The sequence below is a fragment of the Pseudomonas promysalinigenes genome (genome assembly GCF_014269025.2).
GTDB lineage: Bacteria > Pseudomonadota > Gammaproteobacteria > Pseudomonadales > Pseudomonadaceae > Aquipseudomonas > Aquipseudomonas promysalinigenes.
The window spans coordinates 3222600-3242825 of record NZ_CP077094.1 but is presented as its reverse complement, the minus strand read 5'-3'; the positions used below and the strand labels follow the sequence as shown (position 1 = coordinate 3242825).

12 protein-coding genes are annotated in these 20226 nt (G+C 61.5%); 9 read left to right on the top strand and 3 right to left on the bottom strand.

The annotated features are described in order from the left end of the window. Window positions 1-57: 57 nt before the first annotated feature. Window positions 58-2307 carry an Orn/Lys/Arg family decarboxylase gene (locus HU725_RS14890; protein WP_186478593.1) on the top strand — a complete coding sequence of 750 codons (2250 nt, stop codon included), beginning with the start codon at window positions 58-60 and terminating at the stop codon, window positions 2305-2307. Here the strand turns inward: HU725_RS14890 and HU725_RS14885 are convergent. Continuing rightward, on the bottom strand, window positions 2291-2509 hold the full coding sequence (locus HU725_RS14885) for a hypothetical protein (protein ID WP_060479311.1): 219 nt from the start codon (window positions 2507-2509) through the stop codon (window positions 2291-2293). The genes HU725_RS14890 and HU725_RS14885 overlap by 17 nt on opposite strands. Before the next feature lie 156 nt (window positions 2510-2665). On the opposite strand from HU725_RS14885, the gene HU725_RS14880 reads away from it, so the two are divergent. Then, a complete protein-coding gene (locus HU725_RS14880) occupies window positions 2666-3226 on the top strand; it encodes an NADPH-dependent FMN reductase (RefSeq protein WP_060479310.1) in 561 nt (186 codons plus the stop codon). A gap of 57 nt (window positions 3227-3283) precedes the next feature. On the opposite strand, the gene phnX is transcribed toward HU725_RS14880, so the two are convergent. Beyond that, window positions 3284-4111, bottom strand: a complete 828-nt coding sequence (phnX, locus tag HU725_RS14875; RefSeq protein ID WP_186478536.1) for a phosphonoacetaldehyde hydrolase — start codon at window positions 4109-4111, stop codon at window positions 3284-3286. Window positions 4112-4142: 31 nt separating this feature from the next. Then, complete coding sequence (locus HU725_RS14870; protein ID WP_186478535.1) at window positions 4143-5249, bottom strand: 2-aminoethylphosphonate--pyruvate transaminase; 1107 nt, start codon at window positions 5247-5249, stop codon at window positions 4143-4145. A gap of 113 nt (window positions 5250-5362) precedes the next feature. Here HU725_RS14870 and HU725_RS14865 point away from each other — a divergent pair, with 113 nt between their 5' ends. The 7 genes from HU725_RS14865 to HU725_RS14835 all read left to right on the top strand — a co-directional run bounded on the left by HU725_RS14865 (window position 5363) and on the right by HU725_RS14835 (window position 20218). Next, window positions 5363-6223 carry a LysR substrate-binding domain-containing protein gene (locus tag HU725_RS14865; protein WP_186478592.1) on the top strand — a complete coding sequence of 287 codons (861 nt, stop codon included), beginning with the start codon at window positions 5363-5365 and terminating at the stop codon, window positions 6221-6223. A gap of 57 nt (window positions 6224-6280) precedes the next feature. Beyond that, on the top strand, window positions 6281-7303 hold the full coding sequence (locus tag HU725_RS14860; protein WP_186478534.1) for an AraC family transcriptional regulator: 1023 nt from the start codon (window positions 6281-6283) through the stop codon (window positions 7301-7303). Window positions 7304-7368: 65 nt separating this feature from the next. Continuing rightward, on the top strand, window positions 7369-11883 hold the full coding sequence (locus HU725_RS14855; RefSeq protein ID WP_186478533.1) for an NEL-type E3 ubiquitin ligase domain-containing protein: 4515 nt from the start codon (window positions 7369-7371) through the stop codon (window positions 11881-11883). Window positions 11884-12008: 125 nt separating this feature from the next. Further along, window positions 12009-16463 (top strand): NEL-type E3 ubiquitin ligase domain-containing protein, encoded by a 4455-nt coding sequence (locus tag HU725_RS14850; RefSeq protein ID WP_186478532.1) that lies wholly within the window; start codon window positions 12009-12011, stop codon window positions 16461-16463. A 122-nt stretch (window positions 16464-16585) separates the two neighbouring features. Continuing rightward, window positions 16586-18232, top strand: a complete 1647-nt coding sequence (locus HU725_RS14845) for an acyl-CoA synthetase (RefSeq protein ID WP_186478531.1) — start codon at window positions 16586-16588, stop codon at window positions 18230-18232. Window positions 18233-18245: 13 nt separating this feature from the next. Then, a complete protein-coding gene (locus HU725_RS14840; RefSeq protein WP_186478530.1) occupies window positions 18246-19013 on the top strand; it encodes an SDR family NAD(P)-dependent oxidoreductase in 768 nt (255 codons plus the stop codon). An 11-nt stretch (window positions 19014-19024) separates the two neighbouring features. Further along, window positions 19025-20218 (top strand): acetyl-CoA C-acyltransferase, encoded by a 1194-nt coding sequence (locus HU725_RS14835; protein WP_186478529.1) that lies wholly within the window; start codon window positions 19025-19027, stop codon window positions 20216-20218. Window positions 20219-20226 lie beyond the last annotated feature (8 nt).

Genomic DNA, 20226 nt, shown 5'->3' with positions numbered 1-20226 from the left:
CAAGACAGGGCCGACTACCCTTAACAGGACTACATGTCCTTTGGAGGTAGCAGCCCGATGTACAAGGACCTCAAGTTCCCGATCCTCATCGTTCACCGCGCCATCAACGCCGACACTGTTGCAGGCGAGCGCGTTCGCGGCATCGCCGAGGAACTGTGCCAGGACGGCTTTACCATCATCAAGGCGGCCGATCATGCAGAGGCCCGTTTGGTCGCTACCACCCACCATGGCCTGGCCTGCATGCTGATTGCGGCTGAAGGTGTGGCAGACCATAGCCATCTGCTGCAAAACATGGCTGAGCTCATCCGCCTGGCCCGTTTGCGTGCCCCTAACTTGCCGATCTTTGCCCTGGGCGAGCAGGTGACCCTGGAAAATGCGCCGGCCGAGGCAATGAGCGAGCTTAACCAACTGCGCGGTATTCTTTATCTGTTCGAAGACACCGTGCCTTTTCTGGCTCGCCAGGTCGCGCGCGCCGCGCACAATTACCTCGATGGCCTGCTGCCGCCGTTCTTCAGAGCCTTGGTGCAACATACCGCGCAGTCCAATTACTCCTGGCACACACCCGGTCATGGTGGGGGTGTGGCCTATCGTAAAAGCCCGGTTGGCCAGGCCTTCCACCAGTTTTTCGGTGAAAACACCCTGCGTTCTGATCTATCGGTCTCGGTGCCCGAACTGGGGTCGTTGCTCGACCACACCGGCCCGCTGGCCGAAGCAGAGGCCCGTGCGGCGCGTAACTTCGGGGCTGATCACACCTATTTCGTTATCAACGGCACCTCCACTGCCAACAAAATCGTCTGGCATGCCATGGTCGGGCGCGATGACCTGGTGCTGGTTGACCGCAACTGCCACAAGTCGGTGGTCCACGCCATCATCATGACCGGTGCCATCCCGATCTACCTGTGCCCGGAGCGTAATGAGCTGGGCATCATCGGCCCGATCCCGCTCAGCGAGTTCAGCGCTGAATCGATCCGTGCCAAGGTCTGCGCCCACCCCTTGGCCGCCGGGCGCGAGCCTCGCATCAAACTGGCGGTGGTAACCAACTCCACCTACGACGGCTTGTGTTACAACGCCGAGCTGATCAAACAGGCCTTGGGGGCGAGTGTGCAGGTGCTGCACTTCGACGAAGCCTGGTTCGCCTATGCGGCCTTCCATGAATTCTTCAAGGGACGCTTCGCCATGGGAACGACGCGCAGCGAGACCAGCCCGCTGGTGTTCAGTACCCATTCGACCCACAAACTGCTGGCCGCCTTCAGTCAGGCCTCGATGATCCATGTGCAGGATGGCGCTCAGCGCCAGCTGGACCGCGACCGCTTCAACGAGGCGTTCATGATGCACATCTCCACTTCTGCGCAGTACGGGATTCTCGCCTCCCTGGACGTGGCCTCGGCCATGATGGAGGGCCCGGCTGGGCGCTCGCTATTGCAAGAAATGTTCGACGAAGCCTTGAGTTTCCGCCGCGCCCTGGCCAACTTGCGCGAGCACATCGCCGCTGCTGACTGGTGGTTTAGCATCTGGCAGCCATCAGCGGCGCAGGGCATCGAGCAGCTGGCTGTACAAGATTGGCTGCTGCAGCCCAGCGCCCAGTGGCATGGGTTTGGCGAGGTGGCCGATGACTACGTACTGCTCGACCCGCTGAAAGTGACCTTGGTCATGCCCGGCCTCAGCACCGATGGGGCTTTGGGTGAACACGGCATACCAGCGGCGGTGGTCAGCAAATTTCTCTGGGAGCGTGGGCTGGTTGTGGAGAAGACCGGGCTATACAGCTTCCTGGTGCTGTTCACCATGGGCATCACCAAGGGCAAGTGGAGCACGCTGCTGACGGAGCTTCTGGAATTCAAGCGCCACTACGACGCCAATACAGCCCTCAGTGTCTGCCTGCCCAGTCTGGTCACGGCAGATGCCGGGCGTTATCGCAGCTCAGGGTTGCGCGAGTTGTGCGATCAGTTGCACGAATGCTATCGCGCCAACGCCACCGCGAAACAACTCAAGCGGCTCTTCACCTGCCTGCCACAGGTGGCTATGAGCCCGGCATGCGCTTACGACCAGATGGTACGAGGGGAAGTGGAGGCGGTGCCCATCGAGGCGCTGCTGGGAAGGGTCGCTGCCGTCATGCTGGTACCTTACCCGCCAGGCATCCCATTGATCATGCCGGGCGAACGGTTCACCGAAGCAACCCGCTCGATCCTCGACTACTTGGCGTTCGCCCGTGCCTTCAACGCTGGTTTTCCAGGCTTTGTCGCCGACGTGCACGGCCTGCAATGCGAAGGCGGCCGGTACACGGTCGATTGCATCAAGGAATGCGAATGATCTCAACGCCGCTCTGGGCAAGTTCGAAGCGATTCTCACCCAGGTGGTTGACGCGATCGCCAATAGCCAGGCGATAGGTGGTGATCGGGGCGCCAATCACGCTGCCGTCGGCCTGGAGGGTGGACTCCTGGAACTCGTGGACCGGATAGACACGGCCTTCGGCATCACGGGCGTGGAATTGGCCGACCATTACTGCTGCCATTTGTGGGGAAACCTCTGAATTGCGTACGAAATGTCTTCCTGATAGACCATTGAGAGTGGCAGGAAGTTTTCGCAGGTTGGAAAAAAACTCGGGCGATCGAAAACGGTCATCTATAACTATTCACGTTCCTTTTCCCAGCACAGGATGGATCATGCAATGAGCCAGGTATATTCGGTAGCGGTTGTGGTTGGCAGCTTGAGAAAGGACTCCTATAACCGCAAGGTGGCCCACGCACTTTCGGAGCTGGCGCCGTCCAGCCTCGCCTTGAAGATCGTCGAAATCGCAGACTTGCCGCTGTACAACGAGGATGTCGAGGCCCAGGGCGCGCCAGAGCCGTGGAAGCGTTTTCGCGACGAAATTCGCCGTAGCGATGCGGTGTTGTTCGTCACCCCGGAGTACAACCGCTCCATGCCCGGCTGCCTGAAAAATGCCATCGACGTAGGCTCGCGGCCTTATGGTCAGAGTGCTTGGGGCGGTAAGCCAACGGCGGTGGCTAGCGTGTCGCCCGGCGCCATCGGCGGTTTCGGTGCCAACCATGCGGTGCGCCAGACACTGGTGTTTCTCGACATGCCGTGCATGCAAATGCCCGAAGCGTACATTGGCGGTGCCGCAACCTTGTTCGACGACGCAGGCAAGCTCAATGACAAGACCCGGCCGTTCCTCCAAGGCTTCATCGACAAGTTCGCTACCTGGGTGAAGCTGAACAGATCTGTCTGAACCGTCATCGTTATGGCGCATTGCCGTGGCTACGTGCGAATGCGCCATATCGGCAGTTCAGCAGGACTGGGGCATTACGCCTTCGGCCAGTCGTCGATTGATGTCGGCGATCACCTCGGGTAGTTCATTGATGGTGTCGATCAGGTAGTGCGGCCGGGACCCCGCAAACAGCTCGTGAATGCGCTTGCGCTCGCTGTCGAGCTCTAGCGCGTTCAGCGCCCGGTAGCCTTCCCAGCTCAGCCCAAGGGCATTGCCCGAGCACACCAGCGCTACGGTCCACATCCCAGCGCGCCGACCCTCGAGGATACCTGGTACGGTATCGTCGACTTTTACGCACGCCGCCACATCCTCTACGCCTAGCGCTATTACGTTGGCCAGTGCCTGGGCCGGCCATGGCCGGCCATTGGGCGTTTCGTCGGTGGCCACCACGTGGTCGGCGACGTAGCCGTTTTGCGCTGCAAGCTCCACCACCTTGTCCATGACAACCTTCGGATAGCCCGAGCACGAGCCGATCTTCAAGCCGCTCTGGCGCAGTCGGGTCAGGGTGTGCAGCGCCCCAGGTATCAACGCCGAATGCATGGCGATCTTTTCTATCTGCAGCGGCATGAAGCGATTGTAGATGGCAGTCACGTCATCGTCGGTCGGGGTGCGGCCGAACACCTGGCGGTAGCGCTCGGCGATGTCAGGCAGGTCACACAGGGTACGAATGTGGTCCCATTTGCCCATGCCCATAGGGCCCCTCGCTTGCTCGACGGACACCTGCACGTCGAACTCGGCGAAGGCTTCGACGAAGATCTGGGTGGGGGCGAACGAGCCGAAGTCGACCACGGTGCCGGCCCAGTCGAGGATGGCGGCTTGCAGCTGGGTAGGGTGGCTGTAGTTCATCAGCGCTAATTCCTGAATTGAGGGGCGAGGGTCAGATGTCCTGCACTTGCAGTTCCCGCAGTGCATCGGCCACGGCATTTACCGCCGCCTGCATGCCATCGGCACCGACCACACCGATGCAACCGACGCGGAAGGTTTCGACCTGGGTCAACTTGCCCGGGTAAAGGATGAAACCTTTGGCTTTGACTCGCTCGTAGAAGTCTTTGAACTGGTAGCAGGGATCGCGGGGAGCATGGAAGGTGACAATGATCGGTGCCTGGATGTTGGCGGGCAGGAAGGTGCGCAGGCCAATGGCGGCCATGCCTTGGAGCAGGGTCTTGCAGTTCTCGGCGTAGCGCTGGTGGCGTGCTGGTAGGCCACCTTCTTCGTGGTACTGCTGCAACGCCTCATAGAGGGCGGCGACCACATGGGTGGGCGGGGTAAAGCGCCACTGGCCGGTCTTGGCCATGTAAGCGTGCTGGTCATGCAGGTCCATGGCGAGCGAGTGAGCATTGCCTTGGGCGCCAGCCAAAGCGTTTTTCTCGGCAAATACGAAACCCATGCCAGGCACGCCTTCCAGGCACTTTCCGGAGGCCGCGATGAGTGCTTCGAATGGAATTTCGCGGGCGTCGATCGGTAGCGCGCCGAACGAGCTCATGGCGTCGATGATCAGGCGCTTGCCGTGGCGCTGGACCACCTGGGCTATGTCGGCCAGCGGGTTGAGAATGCCTGTACTGGTCTCGCAGTGGATCAAGGCCACGTGGCTTACCGCCGGGTCGCCAGCCAGCAGGCGCTGGACATCGGCAGCTGTGGTCGGCTGATCCTCGCTGGTTTCGAAAACACTGTAGCTGCGGCCCAGCACCTGGCAGATCTTGGCCAGTCGCTGGCCATAGGCGCCGTTGATCAGCACCAGCACTTTACCGTCGCGCGGTACCAGCGTGCCGATAGCAGCCTCCACCGCGAAGGTGCCACTGCCTTGCAGAGGCACGCAGTGATGGCTGGCGCTGGCGCCGACAATTGCGAGCAGTTGCTCGCAGACATTGGCCGTCAGTTGGTTGAAGTCGCGATCCCAAGATCCCCAATCCACCAGCATGGCCTGGCGGGTGCGCATCGATGTGGTAAGGGGGCCTGGAGTCAGAAGAACTGGGGCATTGCGCATTGCGTTATTCCTCGCGGGCGCTGGGCAGTAACGATGGGTGGCTAGGTTGCAATCCAGGCTTGTATCAATCAAATTGCTTGTTGTTATCCCAGCTATAAGTCAGGCCGATGAGTATGAACCTGTTCCAGTTGCGTGCCTTCGATGCGGTTGCCCGTGAGGGCAGCTTTACCCGCGCGGCAGAGCGGCTGTTCATCAGTCAGCCGGCGGTCACCGGTCATGTCAAAGCCCTGGAGGAGCACTACCAGGTCACCCTGTTGCGACGCACTGCACGTCGGGTGGAGTTGACCGAAGAGGGCATCCGCCTGGCCGCCATCACTCGCGCCATGTTCGGCTTGGCAGAGCAAGCCCAGGCCATGCTTGAGGCCAACCGACAATTACTGACCGGACGCTTGGAAGTGGCTGCCGATGGCCCACATCGGGTCATGCCCATGCTGGCGCAGTTGCGCGAACGCTACCCTGGCATCACGGTGAATCTGCGCCTTGGCAACGCTCAGCAGACACTGGCGGCATTGCTGTCCGAGCATGCCGACGTGGCGGTGCTGACCGAGATAGCGCCTCGCAAGGGGCTTTATTTGCAGCCGCTCTGCCAATCGCGCGTGTGTGTGTTGGTGCCCGCCGGGCATCCCTGGGCCAGCGCTAAAGGCGACGTGCCGCTGGCCGCGCTGCATCAGCAGATCATGGTGCTGCGCGAACCCGGCTCAACCACGCGCCGTACCTTTGATAAGGCGTGCCTGCAGGCGGGCGTGCAGCCAAGGGTGTTGCTGGAACTGGACAGCCGGGAAGCGGTTACCGAAGCGGTGGCAGCCGAGCTGGGTGTTGGGGTGGTTTCTTCCACCGAGGTGGCCAACGATCCAAGGGTGGTAGCGCGGCCATTGGCCGGTGAGGGGCTGGTCAGCCAGCACTGGCTCGGGTGCCTGCAACGGCGCAGCGAATTGCGCTTGATCCAAGCGTTTCTGGGCTTGGCAGCGCAGTGATGGCTGTTTTGCCTGAGGCGGCCTAAGATGGCCGGCAACCCGCCGACAGGAACGTCGATGAGCGACAAAGACACCATTTCCATGCAGTTGGTGCGTGAAGCCTTGCTGCAGACCTGCCCCGCCGCAGAGCCTGACGCCAGCCTGCTGGCCGGGGCCGGCATTGCCTTCGAACACCTTCACCAGCCCCAGGCACGGGTCAGTGCCGAGTCCTATGCCCGCCTATGGCGCTTGCTGGCGCGCCGCTGCAACGATGAGTTCTTCGCCATGGACCCGCGAGGCCTGCGCAGCGGCAGCCTAGCGTTCATGTGCCGCGCCAGTATGGGGCAACCAACCCTCGGGGCTGGCATTGAGACCGCACTGACGTTTCTTTCGCTGATGCTGCAGGACATGCAGCCTGGCTTGGTACGCCAGCAGGGCCTGGCCGAAATCGTGATCAATGAGCCACGTGAAGAACCCCGTCGGGCCTTCACCTATTTCACTTTCTGGATGATCGTGCATGGCGTGGCGTGCTGGCTTGCGGGGCGGCGTATTCCGATTCTGGCTATCGATCTGCGCTGCGCCGAGCCGCCATTTTGCGATGATTACCGAGTCATGTTCTCCGAAAACCTTCAGTTCATGCGCCCGCGCACGCGCATGATTATTCCTTCAGAGTGCCTGCAATTGCCACTGCGGCGCACTGAGCAAGAGCTGCAGCGCTTTCTGGCCGAAATTCCCGGCAACATTCTGGTCAAGTACCGTGACCCGTCTAGCCTCGGGCGGCGTATCCGTACCGACCTGTTGCAATTGGCACCCGGGCAATGGCCCGATGCCGACCAACTTGCACGGCAGCTGTGCCTGTCAGTCTCGACCTTGCGCCGCCGTTTGGCCGAAGAGGGCCAGACCTACCAAGGCTTGAAAGACAGCGTGCGCCGTGAGTTGGCGATCGCCTGGTTGAGCGGGGACGATGTGGCAATGGGCGAAATCGCCGAGCGTCTGGGCTTTGCCGACAGCAGTTCGTTCTACAAAGCGTTTCGCAAGTGGTTTGGCTGCAACCCTGGGCACTATCGGGCCTTGATTCAGGCTCGACAGACCAGTCATTGATTCCCCCTGCCCGGCGCTTGGCGTGGCGCGCATCTTTGCACGTTTCCCACCCAAGGGTTACCTGCATGCCAATCGCCACCCACCCCGCGAAACTGGCCCATGCGGCCGATCAGTTTCTTGCTGAACGCATGAGCGCCTGGCTTGGTTCGTTGTCAGCACAGCAAGTCATCGATATACGGCAGGCTTACCAGTTGCACATGGCAAGCCAACGAAAGATTGCCGCTGTATTAGCAAGGTTGCAGCCATTGGACGCGTTCGCAAAGCGCATGCTCGAGACCCAACTGGGCAGGTCAATGGGGTTGCACATCGACCTGGCGCGCGCGGTCTGGCGGGAAGAGCGTCGTCAATTCACCCTCAAACCCGATCAATTGCCGGTAGACCACAGTTACTTCGTGCGCATGCCGGCCCTGCAAAAACTGATGCAGAACTTTCAGGCAGGCGAGTCGTTTTACAGCGAGACCGCCTTGGTGTACCCGGCTGATCAGGCCGCCGGGGCTGCGGAGCAGGTTTTGAGCAAAGACAGCGACGGTGTCGTTGAGCTGTGCCGTTCTGTGGATGTGGGCCACCAGTATCAGCAGCATCTGGCGCAGCTGCTGACTGAAAACTTCGCGCGGGAAGTGGCCACCGATATACGCCTGGCCCTGGCTTTGCGAACCGAAATCGCCGCCAGCCGCAGGCTGATACCGTCTGAAGAGCTAAGGGTATTGCGCGACTTGGCACAGGGTCGCTCACCCCGTCATGCAGTGAGCACTGACGTACGTTGCGGCCCGCTGCAGATGCTTAACAGTGTGCTCGATGGTGTGCTGGCAGTGGAGCTCAGCGGCAGCTGGCTGCCCAGCGTCAGTGTGCCGATCGAGGTCAAGGCGGTGAACGGAATATTGCTGGTTATGCCAGACGACCCGGACAATCCGGTTCGGCATTTCGCCACCTGGGGGGCGGTGAACACGCTGCTGTTGGTGTGGATGGAGTCGCCAGTAAAAAGACACAAGCTCCTGCAGCGCGTGGCGCTGCAGGATCGCGCGGCGTTTATGCACACACTGAACTTGCGTCTGCTCGATGATGAGCCAGACCTTGCGCCTTCGTTGCAAAGGGTGGACGGAGCGTTGTTCGAAACCCTTGCGGCGGCACATTTGGAGCGTATACGCGAGGATGCAAGGTTTCTGGCAGTGCCCAATGCCGATGTCGATGCGCGTCAGTCCCGCGATCGTCTCGCGCTCATGCAGTCGGTTGGGCTTGCTCTGGTGAACCTGGCGGGGCTCTTTGTGCCGGGAGTGGGTCAGCTGTTGTTGGCAGATATGGTCATTAGCACCCTGCGTGAAGTTTGCGAAGGCGTTGCCGATTGGTCGCAAGGCCACCAGCACGAAGCGCTGGGGCATATGCTCGCAGTGGCTGAGTCAGTTGCAGTCAATGCAGCCACAGCGGCGGGCGCCAGGCTTGTAGCGGGAGCCTTCACCCGCAGTGCCTGGGTCGACGGGCTGGAGCCTGTGATCAATGACGAAGGTGAGCAGCGGCTCTGGTTCAATACTCTGGCGCCGTATGTCGATCCCAACCCGCCCTCGCCACTGACGACGCTCGACAATGGCTTGCTCAGTGACGGGACTGACCACTGGTGGCTCCAGCAGGGGGTGTACTACCGAGTGCGGGCTAACAGTGACCAAGGCCCTTGGCGTTTACTGGATGCACGCGATCCACAGGCCTTTGGCCCGGCCTTGGAATTCAACGGAGAGCGAGCCTGGCGCCTGACCTACGAACGGCCTCTGGAATGGCAGGGCCAGGCTTTGTTGCTGGGGCGACTATGGCCGCCAGCGCAAGCCTTTACGGATGAGCGAGCTGCCCAGGTGATGGCGGTGGCAGGGGTGGATGAAGCCTTGCTGCGTGGCCTGTTGGTGGAAAATCGACCACTGCCGGTAGCCTTGCGCGATACCTTGGAACGCTTCGCGGTGGATGCCAGAGTCGAGCACTTCCTTGGCGCAGTAGCCAGCGGCGCTGCCGATACCGATGCCGAACTGTGGCAATGGTGCGTCGACCACCTGGGGATTCAGACGCTTGACCTGCGAGCGCAAAGCGACACCATCGTGCAGCAGGCTGATGAACTGCGCGAGCGCCTGTTCGAGCACTTCGCCAACGTTTATTGGGCTGATGACCCACAGCGCGCGTTGCTGCAGCGAGACTTTCCTGGCCTGCCCGATGCCTATGCCGTGAGCCTGCTCAGGCACCTGAGCAACGAGCAGCGTGTGGCAATGCGCACGGGTTTGCGCATACCGCTGGCAGTAGCCAAGCAGGCACGCCAGTTGCTGCAAGTGGCCCAACTGACCCGCATGCGCGAGGGCTTATACCTTAGGTGCAGCTATCGGGCGGATCAGGTCAGGCTAGTATTTGCCTTGTTGAGCCAGGCCGGGCGGTGGCCTGCAACACAGCCTTTGGCTTTACACGAACGTTCGGCCACGGGCAGGTTGCTCGCCAGTCTGCACCAGCCAGCGTTGGCTAAACCCTACCCGATACTGGTCAGGGCCGCCGGCAAATTCCGCCTCTTTGGCCCGACACAGGCTCCATTGCACGGCGCGACCGGTGAGCCAGGCGAGCTGCTGGAGCTGCTCCTGAGCTGCCTGAGCGGTGCAGACAAAGCGCGCCTCGGCTGGGCCGGTGCCGACGGTGCGGCGAAACTGCGCAAGGCACTGCAGGGCTGGCTACCACGGCAACGCGAGGACATGCTGCGGTTACTGGGCATGCCTGACGCGGGCGCACCGAGCAACCCAGTCCGGCGCCTGCCCGATGGTCGCGTCGGTTACCTGTTGAGCGGGCGGATGACTGGGGGTGGTGCTGCCCAGAACCTGCTGCAGTCTCGCATACGTGCGCTTTACCCCGGCTTCAACGAGGCCGAAGTGCAGATCTACCTGGAACTGCTGCTGGAGCGTCCGGGCTCTGCCTATAGCAACTTGCTGCTGCAAGAGCGCCAATACCGCATGTTGGAACAGGCCCTTGCACAATGGGTGAGCCGCGCGCGCGGTGATACCGCCAGTGCCCTGAGGCGGCAGGCCGCGCTGCAGCTTCAGCGCAGTTGGCAGTTGATAGGCGAGCGTATCATCGACCAATGGGATGTGCCCCAAGGGCTTACCCTGAGCCTGCACGACATCCCCTTGCGCAGCCTACCGCATCTGCCGGCCAACACAGATTTCGGCCATGTCGCGCACCTGACATTGATGGGCCTGAGCCTGGATGAACTTCCTGATGGGTTTCTGCGTTGCTTCACTCAACTGCGCTGGCTGAACCTTGGCAACAATGTTTTGACCAGTATCCCCAATGATCTCGCTCACCTTGGCCAGTTGCGCAACCTGCGCTTGGCTGGCAACCAGATCAGCGTCACCGTTGCCGGAGCCAGAGCGCTGGCAAGTCTCACCCGGTTGCGCACCCTGGACCTGAGCTACAACCCTTTGGGAGCCACCAGTGTGCAACTTCAGACAATGCTGCGGCTGGAGGAGTTGAACCTGCGGGGCACCCAGTTGCTGGCGCTGCCCGAAGATCTTCAACAGTGTGCCCAGCTGATCGTTGCCGATCTGCGCGACAACCACATCACGGGCGTCTCCGACGCTGTGCTTGCTGCGCCTGAACGTTGGCGCCGTACCCTTTTGCTGGAGGGTAATCCACTGCCAGAGGCTATCAGTCAACGTGTCGGCCCGCCGATGCGGGCAATCGAGGCGGGCGCGGGCACGCCACCGCCGACTGCCAGCACGCGGGGGCTGTGGTTGGAGGATTCGGATGAGCAGTATCAGGCCAGATCAGCGTTGTGGGACGCCCTGAACGTCGAGCCTGGCAGCCAGGATTTTTTCCAGCTGCTGGATGCGTTGACCGGAACCCAAGACTTTGAACGAGTGCCTGCAGACCTGCGCCGTAGGGTCTGGGTAGTGCTAGAGCAAGCCGCCGGCGACACCAGCCTGCGTGATGATCTGTTCAGCCTGGCTGCACACCCGCGTACCTGCATGGACAGTGTGGCGTCGTGCTTCAGCAGACTCGAAGTACAGGTCTATGTGGCGCAGGCGTTGCGCGAAAGCCCGCCACAGGCCGGCCGGCTAGCTCGCTTGGAACTGGCTAGACGCTTGTTCAGGCTTGATCAGGTAGAAACCCTGGCTCGCGAAGACATGCAAGTACGCCGAACTCAAGGCCAGGATGTCGATGAAGTTGAAATGAGCCTGGCCTACCGCATCGGTTTGGCGCGGGTACTGGACTTGCCAGGCCAGCCGCGCACCATGCATTTTCCAGCCCTTTCCGGGGTTAATCAGCATCATTTGGACACCGCGGCAATGGCTGTCCGGCACGCCGAGACCACCGACGCTTTGGCGCGGTACGTCAGCCAGCGAGATTTCTGGTTGGACAGCTTGCGCAGCAGCCATGGCCAGCTGTTCAGCGAGGTCGAAGCACCATTTTGGTCGCAACTCGAAGCCCTGGACAATTCACCTTCGAGCAGCGGCGACTATCTGCTTGCCGCCAACCGCCTGGCGGACGAGCGGCAGGCTGCGGTGAAGGAACTGGCGCTGCGCCTGACTCGAGAGGCTTTGGCCGAGCTGCCAGACCCTGCCAGCTAACCCGCCTCTTGCACCATTGGCCTAAGCAAATGGCAGCCCATAGCGGTACCAGGCGCAGTTCCCCCTGCCTGTGGTGCTGCCAGCAACCGACCATAAACGCTTCCCAGTACCCAGCAGGCACTCCCATGACGGATCACCTAATACCCGCGTCCGAATCGACCCTTAGCACTGCTACAGACGCTTTCATAAGTGCTCGGCTGCCTGATTGGCTGGCTCGGGCTTCGGCGTCCCAGATTGCCGCACTGCGTAGCCGCTTCACCGAGTACAAGGCAAGCCAGGCACGTGTGCAAGCCTGTACCGAGCAGCTGCTGCCTTTGCAGGCATTCGCCGAGCAGCATCTGGCCGGCGTGCTGCAAAAGCCTTTGCCCGCCGGGGTCACCTTTGCGGATCTGGAGTGGCGTGTGGTGACGCCACGCTTCGATATGGGGGCCAATCTGGCATTGCCGACCTACGGGTATGGCGAAGTAAGACGGAATGGTTTGCTGCAGCTGATGAGTAACTTCCCGGCCAATGCTAGCTTTTACGACGGAACCGGCCTAGTTGCGCCCGGCAGTGACCTGGTGCTGAGCGGTTCCGCAGCCCAGCTGGTCAGGGCGTGCCGCGCGCTTGACGTAGGTGCCAGGTACCAAGCGGAGCTTGATACGGTGTTCACACAGGAGGCCCTCGAGCTCTTGGCTCAAGACAAGCGAGCAGCCCTTAAGCTTGCTTGCAAAGTGGCTGCTCTGAAGGGGGATATCAGCGGCGCCGAGGAACTTGCACTGAGCGAGATAGGCCAGAGCGACGCCGAGAAGTTCGAGGGCGGCTTGCGGGCTTACCCTGGGATGCTGCACGTACTTGGGCGGCCAACCGCCGAGGGGTTGTTGATTGTATTGCGCGACCAAACGGGCTTGGTCAGGGGCGTTGTGCTGTACCTGCCTGGCGACCCAGACAAGGCGCTTCGGCGCTTCGATACTCTGGATGCGTTGAATAAGGCGATGGCGACCCAGCTGGGCAGCCAGGCCTATAGGCAGTATTTCAGCCAGCTGATCGGCGTGGACCAGCGGCCAGGTTTCATCATGACCCTTGGCTTGCGCCTGCAGGATGCCCACCCGGACTTGCAGCTCAAGGGGCTAGCTGCACAGGGCGAATTGTTCGCGGCGATGGCGACCGTGCAGGTTGCGCACGTGAAAAATGATGCCCGCCTACTGCTTGTACCCAGCGCCGATGCTCAGGCCGCCGCTTCACGTGCAAGGCACGAAGCTTGGCAATCGGCCGGTTTGGACTTGCTCAACCTGGCCGGCTTCTTCATCCCGGTGGTGGGTGCATTGCTGTTGGGACAGTTGGTGGTGCAAACCTGTTCGGAAGTTTTCGAAGGGATAAGTGATTGGTCCAGGGGCCACCAGCATGAAGCCCTGGAGCACTTACTGAGCGTTGCCGAAACTGTGGTGGCTGGCGCTGTGACCGTGGCCGGCGTCAGCTACCTGCGCAGCGCATTCATCGCGGGGTTGGAGCCTGTGAGCCTAGCGCACGGGCGCAGCCGCCTATGGCACTTCGACGCTGCCAATTACCAAAGCGTGCCAGGCAACATCGATCTGCTCGAAGATGGACGCTATGGCTATGGAGGGCGCCGCTGGATGCGCATGGACGGGCGCTACTACGAGATGCATCGACCACAACCTGACGGGCCGTACCGCTTACGCCATGCCTCCACGAGCGGTGGCTACGGGCCGATGGTGCTGCACAACGGCGAGCGCAGTTGGCGGCTGCTGCGTGATCAACCGCTGACATGGCAGGGGCCTGAGCGCATGCTCGATGTGTTATGGCCGCAGCATCCCCCCATCGAGGCGCGCCAGGCCACGCAAGTGATGCAGGTTGCCGATGTCGACGAAGATGCACTGCGCGGTATTCTGGTTGAGAACCGGCCAACGCCTGTGCATCTGAGGCAGACCCTGCGAGCCTTCCAGGCCCATGCGCGGGTTGGCACATTCTTCGAGCATGTACGCGCCCAGACTCTGACGGCTTCGGACATTGAGTTGTTGACATGGTGCGAGGGCCAGAATCGTGGTGGCAGAGGGTTGGACCACGTGCTGGCCGACGAGGCCTGGCTGCGCCCGCAACTGTTCAGCTACCTTACCGGGCAACCGTTCGCCGAAGACCCGATGACAGCACTGGTGCACCGGGATTTTCCCGGTTTGCCCTCAGCCTATGTCAGCGAAGTGGTTAGCCAGGCAAGTGATCTTGAACGCGAAATGGCCCGTGTCGAAAGGCGATTGCCGTTGCAGTGTGCAAAGAATGCGCGGGCACTGTTGCGCCTGGCCCGTCTGACCCGAGGCTTGACCGGCCTGTATTTGAGCACCGCCTACAGCGATGTGACAGGTGAGCTGGTGCTGACCTTGCTCGATAGCTTTGACCTTCAGGGGCTTGACATCGATTTGCGTGAGGGGGCACTGGATGGGCGCTCGATCAAACACCTGGGCAGTGGTGGGCAAACCGAGCAGGAACGCAGGCTGGTGTGGCATGAGGGCACCTTCACGGTCTACGACGGCCGTGGTGAGGCACTGCGCGCCACGCTTGGCGACCCAGGTTGCGTTTTCGAGGCTGTCGCTGCGGCACTCACGCCTGAGCAACGAAGCGCAATGCAAATCGCAGGCAGCGCTTCGGCGAGCCAGTTGCGTGAGCGCCTGCTGGCTCGGCTGCCCGCTACCCATTGGGGCATCACGCGTATGCTGGGGTGGCCCGAGCAGGGTAGCTGGGCGAACCCAGTGCGCCGCCTGGAGCATGGGCGCATTGGCTACCCGCTGAGCGGCCGCCCTGGAGGTCTGGGCACTCGACAGCAAGCGACTGTTCGAGATCAGTTGCGTGCTCTGTACCCAAGCTTGACTGAGCAAGGGCTCGACGACGAGCAGGCGCGCCTGGCACAAGGGCCGCAGCCTGTGTTCGAGCGGCTGGTGCAATTGCAGGATGATCACGAGCAGTTGATTGAGCACTTGAACCGTTGGGTGGGCGCGGAACTGCAGGAAAGCCAACAAGCTGCGCGCAGGTTGACCGCGGACAGCATCCTGCGGGCGTGGCGGCTTCAGGCTGAAGCCAACCCCTCTGACCAAGGGCAGCGTTTGCTTCTTGCTGGAGCGCACCTGAGAACGTTGCCAGCTTTGCCACCACAAATTGAATTTCATCGCATCACGGCACTGTGCCTGCGCGACTCGCCGATTAACGAGATCCCGGTCGATTTCCTGCGACCATTCAGTGCTGTGACCGACTTGAACCTGAGCAGCAACCGTTTGCTGCGCCTGCCGCTGGGGGTGGGTTATCTGCCGAGCATTCGCGTGTTGCGCCTGGCGCACAATCAAATTCGCCTGGATGCCGCTACCGTCGAGGTGCTTCATAGCTTGCCCGAACTTGTTCATCTGGATCTGAGCTACAACCCTCTGGAAGCGTTGAACTTACGCTTCAACCAGCTTTCCCGTCTCGCCACCCTGAACTTGCGCCATTGCCGATTGGGCGCCTGGCCGCAACGCCTGGAGCTATGTGGGATGCTTGAGTGCGCGGACTTGCGCGACAACCTGCTGCGCGACGTACCGCAAGAGATCCAGCTGATGCCCTATGGGTTTCGCCGTGCGTTGTTGGTCGAGCGCAACCCTTTGCCTGTCGCACAGCTTCGAAACCTGTATGCGTTGGACGTCATTGAGGTACATGGGCACCCATCAGAATCGTTTCCCGCCGTGGACCTGCCAAGCGCCAGAGCGCTGTGGGCGGAGCACCCGACCGCGCAGATTCAAACAACACGAGAGGCATTGTGGCAACGCTTGCAGGAACAACCCGGCAGCGACGCATTGTTCCGGCTGCTAGCGCGGTTGCAGTTCACGGCTGACTATCTACACGCCGGTGCTGGGCGTGAAGCACTGATGGAGGGTGTTTGGACGCTGTTGGGGGCGCTGGACGGCGATCCTGTGCTTTGCCGCCAAGTATTTAGCCAGGCCGATGTGCCACTGTCGTGTTCGGACGCGGTCGCCAGCCAGTTCAGTGCGCTGCAGATATGGGTCAGGCAAGCGCTGGCGCAAACCGCAAATGGGCACCCTAGTGCGCAGCTGGTGGAGTTTGGCAGGCAACTGTTCCGCTTGGATCAGCTGCAATCGGCAGCCTACCGTGAGGCCCGGCAACGGTCGGCCGCAGGGCAAGTCGTCGATCAGTTGGCAGTCGACTTGGCCCTCAGGGTCGGGCTGCGTGAGCGCTTGAACTTGCCGGATCAACCCCGTGCTATGCGCTATCCCGACTCAGCCCAGCTGACACAGGCCCAGATCGATGGCGTATTGCAGCGAGTGAATCGCGCGCAGACCTTGGAAGCCCTGACCGATAGCCTGAGCCGTCGTGATTTCTGGCGTCATTACCTGCGCCAACGGCACGCCCGGATGTTTGAAGCCATCGAGGCGGACTACACCCAGCGTATCCTCAGGGTGCAAATTCAACAGCCAGCTTTGCCTGCGGCTGCTCGTCATGACCAGGTCGAGAACCTACAACTGCTCAAAGATGCCGAGACGCAGCGCCTATTCAGCGGCTTGACGCAGTCTTATCTGCGTGCGGCAGAGCGTGAGAGTGCCTAGCAGAATGCGGCCAAACCGGTCATCCACTTTGACAGGTTTGACCATTGCCGCGGCGATTGGGCGGCGCGAACATCGTTGGACCGATGGTTTCACTCCAACAACAATAATCCAGGAGTCCAACGATGCGCGATTATGCTGAGGCCATTCGAGGGTTCGACCTTGGCCAGTCAGCCAGTAGTGCCTTGCATGGCAACTTCGATTCGCTCAATGCCTGTGTCGAGTGTTGCGACCGCCATGCCGGCCAAGGCGCGCTGGCGTTGATTCACGAGGATCGTGATGGCAACACCACGCGCTACACTTTCGATCAGCTCAAAACACAGGCCGCCCGTTTTGCCACTGTGCTCAAGGCCCAAGGGGTAGGCCCAGGTGACCGGGTAGCAGGCTTGATGCCACGCACTGCTGAGCTGCTGGTCACCATTCTCGCCACCTGGCGCCTTGGCGCCGTATACCAGCCTTTGTTCACTGCATTCGGCCCTAAGGCCATCGAGCATCGCCTGCAGCAGTCCGGCGCCCGGGTCGTGGTCACTGATCAGGCCAACCGTGCCAAGCTCGATGATGTGGACCAATGCCCGACAATCATTACCGTCAAAGCCCGTAGCGCCGAGTTGGACTTCCATCAGTGCCTTGAGGCTGCATCTGAGCAGTGCGAGCCAGTAATGCGTTCAGGCGACGACCCCTTCCTGTTGATGTTCACCTCAGGTACCACAGGGCCGGCCAAGCCTCTGGCGGTGCCGCTACGAGCGATCGTCGCGTTTCAGGGCTACATGCGCGATGCGGTTGAACTGTTGCCAGATGACAATTTCTGGAACCTGGCCGATCCGGGCTGGGCCTATGGCTTGTACTACGCGGTAACCGGGCCCTTGTCGCTGGGGCACGCCACTACCTTCTACGATGGCCCGTTCAGCGTCGAGAGCTGTGCGCGCGTCATCGACAAACTGAACATCACCAATCTGGCCGGCTCGCCCACGGCGTACCGCCTGCTTATCGCCGCTGGCAGTGCATTCTCGGCACCTATCAAGGGCCGCTTGCGGGTGGTCAGCAGCGCTGGCGAGCCGCTCAATCCAGAAGTCATCCGCTGGTTCCGCGACGAACTGGGCGTGACCATTCACGACCATTACGGCCAAACCGAACTGGGGATGGTGCTTTGTAATCATCACGGCCTACAGCACCCGGTGCACTTGGGGTCGGCCGGCTTCGCCATTCCTGGCCATCGCATTGTGGTACTCGACGAGCAGGGCTGCGAGCTACCGGCCGGTCAGCCCGGCATCCTGGCGGTTGATCGCGAACAGTCACCGCTGTGCTGGTTTGGCGGGTATCACGGCCTGCCGACCAAGGCATTCAAAGGCAAGTACTACCTGAGCGGTGACACCGTAGAGCTGAACCCGGACGGCAGTATCAGCTTCGTTGGCCGCAGTGATGATGTGATCACCACCTCCGGTTACCGGGTTGGCCCATTCGACGTTGAAAGCGCGTTGATCGAGCACCCGGCGGTGATCGAGGCGGCCGTGATCGGCAAGCCCGACCCGGAACGTACCGAGTTGATCAAGGCCTTCGTGATATTGGCCAGCGGCTATGAGCCCAGCCTCGGGCTTGAGGAAACCCTGCGCCAGCATGTGCGCCAGCGCCTGTACGCCCACGCGTACCCGCGAGAAATCGAATTCGTCAGTGAGCTGCCCAAAACCCCGAGCGGCAAGCTGCAACGCTTCATCCTGCGTAACCAGGAAGTCGCCAAAAACATTGCGCAACAGGCCACCCCTGCCAGCGCCTGAAAGGAAACCTATCATGCACATTGCCAATAAACACTTCATTGTCAGCGGCGCGGCCTCCGGGTTGGGTGCTGCGACTGCGCGGATGCTCATCGATGCAGGCGCCAAGGTCATGCTGGTCGATCTCAATGCCCAGGCTGTCGAGGCCAAGGCGCGCGAGCTGGGTGACAATGCCCGCTTCGCTGTTGCAGACATCAGTGATGAACACGCGGCCCAGGCAGCGATCGACGCTGCGCTAGGTGCCTTTGGCACCTTGCATGGGCTGGTCAACTGCGCCGGTATCGTCGGCGCCGAAAAGGTGCTGGGCAAGCAGGGGCCCCATGGTCTTGCCAGCTTCGTCAACGTCATCAATGTCAACGTGGTTGGCAGCTTCAACCTGCTGCGCCTGGCTGCGGCGGCAATGGCCGACGCGCCTGCAGATGAAGGGGGCGAGCGCGGCGTGATCATCAACACCGCCTCTATTGCCGCCTATGACGGCCAGATTGGCCAAGCCGCCTATGCAGCCTCCAAGGGGGCCATTGCCAGCCTGACATTGCCAGTTGCTCGCGAACTTGCGCGCTTCGGCATCCGGGTGATGACTATCGCACCGGGCATTTTCGAAACGCCAATGATGGCGGGCATGAGCGAGGAGGTGCGTGCGTCGCTGGCCGCTGGCGTACCGTTCCCGCCGCGCCTTGGCCGCCCGCAGGAATACGCGGCACTGGCCCGCCACATCATTGAGAACAGCATGCTCAACGGCGAGGTCATCCGCCTCGACGGCGCATTGCGCATGGCTGCCAGGTAAGGAGAGCGAACATGTCCATCACCCATGATCCAATCGTAATCGTCAGCGCCGTGCGCACGCCCATGGGCGGCTTGCAAGGCGATCTCAAGAGCCTGACTGCTGCCCAGTTGGGCAGTGCAGCCATTCGCGGCGCAGTAGCGCGCGCGGGCATCGAAGCTGCCAGTGTCGAACAGGTGCTGTTTGGCTGTGTGCTGCCTGCCGGGCAGGGCCAGGCACCGGCACGCCAAGCGGCGCTGGGCGCCGGGCTGGGCAAGCACACTACCTGCACTACCCTGAACAAGATGTGTGGCTCGGGTATGCAGGCGGCCATCATGGCCCACGACCTGTTGCTGGCCGGTAGTGCCGATGTGGTGGTGGCCGGCGGCATGGAGAGCATGAGCAATGCACCTTACCTGCTGGACAAGGCGCGTGGCGGTTACCGTATGGGGCACGGCAGAATCATCGACCACATGTTCATGGACGGTCTGGAAGACGCCTACGACAAAGGCCGCCTCATGGGGACCTTTGCCGAAGACTGTGCCCAAGCCAACGGATTTAGCCGCCAAGACCAGGACCAGTTCGCCATCGCCTCGCTGACCCGCGCTCAGGAGGCGATCAGTAGCGGACGTTTTGCCGCCGAAATCGTGCCGGTGGAGGTCACCGAAGGCAAGCAGATACGCGTCATCAGGGACGACGAGCAACCACCCAAGGCGCGCCTGGACAAGATTCCTCAGCTCAAGCCGGCCTTTCGCGATGGAGGCAGCGTGACCGCAGCCAATTCCAGTTCGATCTCTGACGGAGCCGCCGCATTGGTGTTGATGCGTCGATCCGAAGCGGACAAGCGAGGCATCAAACCGCTTGCGGTAATTCACGGTCATGCAGCCTTCGCTGACACCCCAGCGTTGTTCCCTACAGCACCGATCAAGGCCATCGACAACCTAATGAAGCGCACAGGCTGGAATCTCACTGAAGTTGACCTGTTCGAAATCAACGAAGCGTTTGCGGTGGTCACCCTGGCGGCCATGAAGCAGCTCGACCTGCCTCACGACAAGGTCAATATCCACGGCGGCGCCTGCGCCCTGGGTCACCCAATCGGCGCTTCGGGCGCGCGTATTCTGGTGACACTGCTGTCGGCCCTGCGCCAGAACAATCTGCGTCGCGGTGTGGCTGCCATATGCATCGGCGGTGGCGAAGCCACGGCCATGGCCGTCGAATGCGTGTACTGAGGTGAGCC

What these genes read in the sequence shown, in the direction of transcription:
- HU725_RS14890 (WP_186478593.1), top strand. Translation starts at nt 58, where the DNA reads ATGTACAAGGACCTCAAGTTCCCGATCCTCATCGTTCACCGCGCCATC.
- HU725_RS14885 (WP_060479311.1), bottom strand. Translation starts at nt 2,509, where the DNA reads ATGGCAGCAGTAATGGTCGGCCAATTCCACGCCCGTGATGCCGAAGGC.
- HU725_RS14880 (WP_060479310.1), top strand. Translation starts at nt 2,666, where the DNA reads ATGAGCCAGGTATATTCGGTAGCGGTTGTGGTTGGCAGCTTGAGAAAG.
- phnX (WP_186478536.1), bottom strand. Translation starts at nt 4,111, where the DNA reads ATGAACTACAGCCACCCTACCCAGCTGCAAGCCGCCATCCTCGACTGG.
- HU725_RS14870 (WP_186478535.1), bottom strand. Translation starts at nt 5,249, where the DNA reads ATGCGCAATGCCCCAGTTCTTCTGACTCCAGGCCCCCTTACCACATCG.
- HU725_RS14865 (WP_186478592.1), top strand. Translation starts at nt 5,363, where the DNA reads ATGAACCTGTTCCAGTTGCGTGCCTTCGATGCGGTTGCCCGTGAGGGC.
- HU725_RS14860 (WP_186478534.1), top strand. Translation starts at nt 6,281, where the DNA reads ATGAGCGACAAAGACACCATTTCCATGCAGTTGGTGCGTGAAGCCTTG.
- HU725_RS14855 (WP_186478533.1), top strand. Translation starts at nt 7,369, where the DNA reads ATGCCAATCGCCACCCACCCCGCGAAACTGGCCCATGCGGCCGATCAG.
- HU725_RS14850 (WP_186478532.1), top strand. Translation starts at nt 12,009, where the DNA reads ATGACGGATCACCTAATACCCGCGTCCGAATCGACCCTTAGCACTGCT.
- HU725_RS14845 (WP_186478531.1), top strand. Translation starts at nt 16,586, where the DNA reads ATGCGCGATTATGCTGAGGCCATTCGAGGGTTCGACCTTGGCCAGTCA.
- HU725_RS14840 (WP_186478530.1), top strand. Translation starts at nt 18,246, where the DNA reads ATGCACATTGCCAATAAACACTTCATTGTCAGCGGCGCGGCCTCCGGG.
- HU725_RS14835 (WP_186478529.1), top strand. Translation starts at nt 19,025, where the DNA reads ATGTCCATCACCCATGATCCAATCGTAATCGTCAGCGCCGTGCGCACG.